Origin of the sequence: Allobosea sp. CER48 (assembly GCF_044752385.1) — a bacterium.
Taxonomy (GTDB): Bacteria; Pseudomonadota; Alphaproteobacteria; order Rhizobiales; family Beijerinckiaceae; genus Allobosea.
Map to the genome: position 1 here is coordinate 1 of NZ_JBIWYK010000242.1, position 4,762 is coordinate 4,762.

General features: G+C 68.9%; 4 protein-coding genes. 3 read left to right on the forward strand and 1 reads right to left on the reverse strand.

Features of this window, described 5'->3' with window-relative positions:
• Nucleotides 1-61: 61 nt before the first annotated feature.
• A complete protein-coding gene (locus tag ACIPIA_RS10445; protein ID WP_400509213.1) occupies nt 62-1,033 on the forward strand; it encodes an AEC family transporter in 972 nt (323 codons plus the stop codon).
• 94 nt (nt 1,034-1,127) lie between these two features.
• Nucleotides 1,128-2,252, forward strand: coding sequence for a CaiB/BaiF CoA transferase family protein (locus ACIPIA_RS10450; RefSeq protein WP_400509215.1), 1,125 nt, complete (start codon nt 1,128-1,130; stop codon nt 2,250-2,252).
• A 9-nt stretch (nt 2,253-2,261) separates the two neighbouring features.
• Here the strand turns inward: ACIPIA_RS10450 and ACIPIA_RS10455 are convergent, their stop codons facing one another.
• Complete coding sequence (locus tag ACIPIA_RS10455; protein WP_400509217.1) at nt 2,262-3,434, reverse strand: UbiH/UbiF family hydroxylase; 1,173 nt, start codon at nt 3,432-3,434, stop codon at nt 2,262-2,264.
• A 134-nt stretch (nt 3,435-3,568) separates the two neighbouring features.
• Between ACIPIA_RS10455 and ACIPIA_RS10460 the strand changes: the two genes are divergently transcribed.
• Entirely contained in the window at nt 3,569-4,543 is a 975-nt protein-coding gene (locus tag ACIPIA_RS10460) for a quinone oxidoreductase family protein (RefSeq protein ID WP_400509219.1), read from the forward strand.
• Nucleotides 4,544-4,762: the final 219 nt, after the last annotated feature.

Consider the following 4,762-nt stretch of genomic DNA (forward strand, 5'->3'; position numbering starts at 1 on the left):
CGCTAGATGCAGGACTTCGCGTCTCGGTTCCGGGGCGGGGGCCCCGGGAACGCATGAGCCGATGGCAGATCTTCTCAGCATCTTCAATCTGGTCGCGCCCTTCTTCGGGCTGATCCTGCTCGGCTTCGCCATCGGCCGCTACAAGCAGCTGCCCGAGGCGGGACTCGCCTGGCTGCAGTTCTTCCTGATCTATGTCGCGCTGCCGCCGCTGTTCTACCGGCTGATCGCCGACAAGCCGCTGAGCGAGCTCGCCAACTGGAAGTTCATCGCCGGCACGACGACGGCGACCTTCTGCGCCTTCTGCCTGTCCTTCGCGCTCGGGCTGAAGCACAACCGGGGAGACATGCCGCAGGCGGTGATGCAGGGCGTCGCAGGCGCCTATTCCAATATCGGCTACATGGGTCCGCCGCTGATCCTGGCGGCGCTCGGCCCCTCGGCAAGCGCCCCGGTCGTCCTGATCTTCGTCTTCGACAACATCCTGCTCTTCTCGCTCGTGCCCTTCCTGATGGCTCTGGCCGGTGTGGAGAAGAAGAGCGTGCTCGCCACCACCCGCGAGGTGATCTGGCGGGTGCTGACCCACCCATTCAACGTCGCGACGCTGGCCGGTGTCGCCGCGAGCTACTTCCGGCTGGAGCTGCCCGTCGCCGTCGATCGGATGGTGCTGTGGCTCTCGCAGGCGGCAGCGCCCTGCGCGCTCTTCCTGCTTGGGGTCACGGTGGCGCTCAGGCCGATGAAGTCGATGCCCGCGGAGGTGCCGGGGCTGGTCGTGATCAAGCTCCTGCTGCATCCGCTGCTGGTCTGGGTGCTGCTCTCGGCGCTCGGCGGCATTCCGGCGCACTGGATCTACGCGGCGATCATCATGGCGGCGCTGCCGCCGGCGCTGAACATCTTCGTGATCTCGACCCAGTATCGCGTCGGGGTCGAGCGCGCCTCGGCCTGCATTCTCGTCGGCACCATCGTCTCGATGATCACGCTGCCGGGCTTCCTGTGGCTGGTGAAGACGGGCAGGATAGCGGCGGATCTCTTTCACTAGAGCAGTCCCGCGCGCAGTGGCCGCCCGTTCGCGTGCAGAGCAGAAGGCCCGCGCCGGCGGATATGCGGTGAACCAGAGACGCTGAGGATGCCGGATGCTGCCGCTGGACGACCTGCTGGTCCTGGATTTCTCGACGCTGCTGCCAGGGCCTCTGGCCAGCCTCTTTCTCTCCGAGGCCGGGGCGCGCGTGGTCAAGATCGAGCGGCCCGGCGGCGAGGACATGCGCGGATTCCCTCCGCGCTTCGGCGAGACGGCGGCGCCCTTCGCCGTGCTCAACCGTGGCAAGCAAAGCGTCGAGATCGACCTCAAGGCGGCGGATGCGCTGGCCCGGCTCACGCCGCTCATCGCGAAGGCCGACATCCTGATCGAGCAGTTCCGTCCGGGCGTGATGGAGCGGCTCGGATTCGGCTATGGCGCGCTCAATGCGCTCAACCCGCGCCTGATCTACTGCTCTATCAGCGGCTACGGCCAGCATGGCCCGCGCGCCCAGGAGGCCGGGCACGACATCAACTATCAGGCGCTCGGTGGGCTGCTGGGCCAGTCCCTGAAGCGCGGCGAGGCGGCGCCTTTGCCGCCGCCGCTGGTTGCCGACATCGCCGGCGGCACCATGCCGGCCGTCCTCAACATCCTGCTGGCGCTGCGCCGGCGCGAGCGCAGCGGCGAAGGTTGCCATCTCGACATCGCCATGGCCGACGCGATGCCGACCTTCGCCTGGTACGGGCTGGCGCAAGGCCAGGTGACCGGGTCCTTTCCGGAAGGCGGCGAAGGCCTCCTGACCGGGGCGAGCCCGCGCTATGGGCTCTACGCTACGGCCGATGGCTGGTTCCTTGCCGTCGGCGCGCTCGAACCCAAGTTCTGGCAAAGCTTCTGCGAGGGCATCGGCCTCGACGAGCGGCTGCGCGACGACCGCCGCGATCCCGCGGCCACCCGGGCTGCGATCGCGGAGATCATCGCCAGCGAGCCTGCTAGCCATTGGCGCGCACTGATCGAGCCGCTCGATTGCTGCTGCACCGTGGTCCGCACGCTCGAGGAAGCTGTCGCAGATCCGCAGATGAGCGCCCGTGGGCTGCTCGACGGCCAGGCGGAGGAGCCGGGCGGCCGGCGTCTGGTCTCGACGCCGCTGCCGCTGGCGCCGGTGTTCCGGGAGCAGGCCCAGGCGCTGCGCAAGGTCGCGGCCAGCGGCGCCGATACGGAGAAGGTGCTGGGCGCGCCCGGGTGAGGCCGAAGCTCAGGCGCGGGCGCCGCCCGCCAGCCCCTGCCGCATCACGAAGCGCCGCAGCGGGCCGATCCGCGACAGCGCCAGCAAGCCTGCGCCGCGCATCAGGTCGGCCGGCAGCAGATCGGTCAGCAAGGTGCGGTTGAGAGCATCGACGGCGCCCGTCCGCAGCCGGACGTCGGTCCGGCGGGCGCCGTCATAGGCAGCCATTACGGCATCGCTGCCCGGATCGGTCGCGCCTTCCAGTGCATCACGCAGCGCCGCGACGTCACGCAGGCCGAGATTGAGCCCCTGCGCGCCGATCGGCGGGAAGACATGCGCGGCCTCGCCGATCAGTGCCATGCGGTCCGCACCGAAGCGCTCGACCGACAATCCGCCCATCGGCACCTTGCCGCGCGGGCCCTTGACCGTCATCGCCCCGAGCAGCGATTGGACCTGTTTCTCGACCCGCAGCGCGAAGGCGGCATCGTCGAGCGCTGAGATGCTGTCGGCTTGCTCCGGCTCGACCAGCCAGACCAGGGAGGAGCGTCGCCCGGGCAGGGGGACAAGCGTGCAGGGGCCCTGCCGCGTGTGGAACTCGGTCGAGACGTCGCGATGGTCGCGCCGATGCTCGAAGAGCGCGGTCAGCGCCACCTGAGGGTAGCGCCAGTCCCGGCTTTCGATGCCGGCCGCGACGCGGACCTGCGAGTTGCGCCCGTCGGCGCCGACGACGAGACGGGCCCGGACGGCCAGATCATCACCCGCCAGGCGGATGCCGTCGGCCTCGGGCTCGATACCGCGCACGAAGCCCGGGAGCATGCGAAGATCGGGAGCCGCTTTGGCTTTTTCGGCCAGGATCGCGGTGAGGTCGGCATTCTCGATGTTCCAGCCGAACGCCTCCAGCCCGATCTCCGAGGCGCGGAACTCGACGGGCGGCTGGCGGAACAGGCTGCCACTGTCGTCGACGAGGCGCATCACCGAGAGCGGCGCGGCCCTGGCGAGCAGGGCCTCCTCGACGCCGAGCCCGGCCAGCAGGCGCCACGAGCCGTCGAGCAGCGCGACGGTACGCCCGTCGCGGGGCGTCGCGACCGGGCCGAGCAGCGCGACGCTGTGCCCCTTCCGGCCCAGCGCCAATGCCGCTGCAAGGCCGACGGCGCCCGCGCCCACGATGGCGATGTCGACGGGATCGGCGGAATGCATGCTCATGCCCCACCGCTATCCGATGCGCGGCGTCTTGGCCACGGGCCGCAAAGTCGCAAGGTGCGTTCTGCGTCCGGCACGGATGCAGCTTTTCCGCACGATGAACTATGGTCGGCCATCATCCGAGGGAGAAGCCTTTCATGGTCAAAGCCATTCGCGCCCACAAGACCGGCGGTCCGGACGTCCTGCAGTTCGAGGACATCACCCTGCCGCAGCCCGGCCCCGGCGAAATCCTGATCCGGAACCGGGCGATCGGCCTGAACTTCATCGACACCTATTTCCGCTCCGGTCTTTATCCCGCGCCGCAACTGCCCTTCACCCTGGGCAACGAGAGCGCGGGCGACGTCCTGGCCGTCGGCCCGAACGTCACCGAGTTCAAGGCCGGGGATCGCGTGGCCGTGGTCTCGGCGCTCGGCGCCTATGCCGAGGAGCGCATCGTGCCGGCCGCATCCGTGGTCGCGCTGCCGGAAGGGATTTCCTACGAGGCCGCCGCCAGCATGATGCTGAAGGGGCTGACCGCCGAATATCTGCTTCACCGGACCTACAAGGTGAAGCCGGGCGACACGATTCTCGTCCACGCCGCTGCCGGCGCGACCGGTCTCATCCTCTGCCAGTGGGGCAAGGCCCTGGGCGCAACCGTCATCGGCACGGTCGGCTCCAGGGAGAAGGCGGAACTCGCGAAGGCGCATGGCGCCGATCACGTGATCAACTACCGCGAGGAGGATTTCGCGGCGCGCGTGAAGGAGATCACCGGCGGGGCGCTCTGCGACGTGGTCTATGACGGTGTCGGCAAGGACACCTTCATGAAGTCGCTCGACACGCTGAAGCCTTTCGGCCTGATGGCGTCGTTCGGCAACGCCTCCGGCGCCGTCGAGGCCTTCAATCTCGGCGTCCTCTCCGCCAAGGGCTCGCTCTATGTCACGCGGCCGACGCTGAACACGCACACGGCCAGGCGCGAGACCATGATCGCGATGGCGAAGAACCTGTTCGACGCCGTCACCAGCGGCAAGGTCAAGGTGCCGGTTAACGCCACCTTCCCGCTGAAGGACGCAGCCGATGCCCATCGCCTGCTCGAGTCGCGCGGGACCACGGGCTCGACGGTCCTGATTCCCTGAGTTGTTCGCCTCCGACAGGCTCGGGCCTGGCCCGGGTGTGTCCCGAAAGCGATTCTCGGGTCGGCGCTGCGGGCCGCCCGGGAATGACGGTCGGCGACGATGCGATGCGTCCGCAGGCTGCGGGCGCATTTTTCATGATCCGTGTGAACCCGAACGGGCGGCGCCGCGACGAATCGGCATCAGCAGGACGTGCTGACAACCATTCGGGACCGGGACCAT

What these genes read in the sequence shown, in the direction of transcription:
- ACIPIA_RS10445 (WP_400509213.1), top strand. Translation starts at nt 62, where the DNA reads ATGGCAGATCTTCTCAGCATCTTCAATCTGGTCGCGCCCTTCTTCGGG.
- ACIPIA_RS10460 (WP_400509219.1), top strand. Translation starts at nt 3,569, where the DNA reads ATGGTCAAAGCCATTCGCGCCCACAAGACCGGCGGTCCGGACGTCCTG.
- ACIPIA_RS10455 (WP_400509217.1), bottom strand. Translation starts at nt 3,434, where the DNA reads ATGAGCATGCATTCCGCCGATCCCGTCGACATCGCCATCGTGGGCGCG.
- ACIPIA_RS10450 (WP_400509215.1), top strand. Translation starts at nt 1,128, where the DNA reads ATGCTGCCGCTGGACGACCTGCTGGTCCTGGATTTCTCGACGCTGCTG.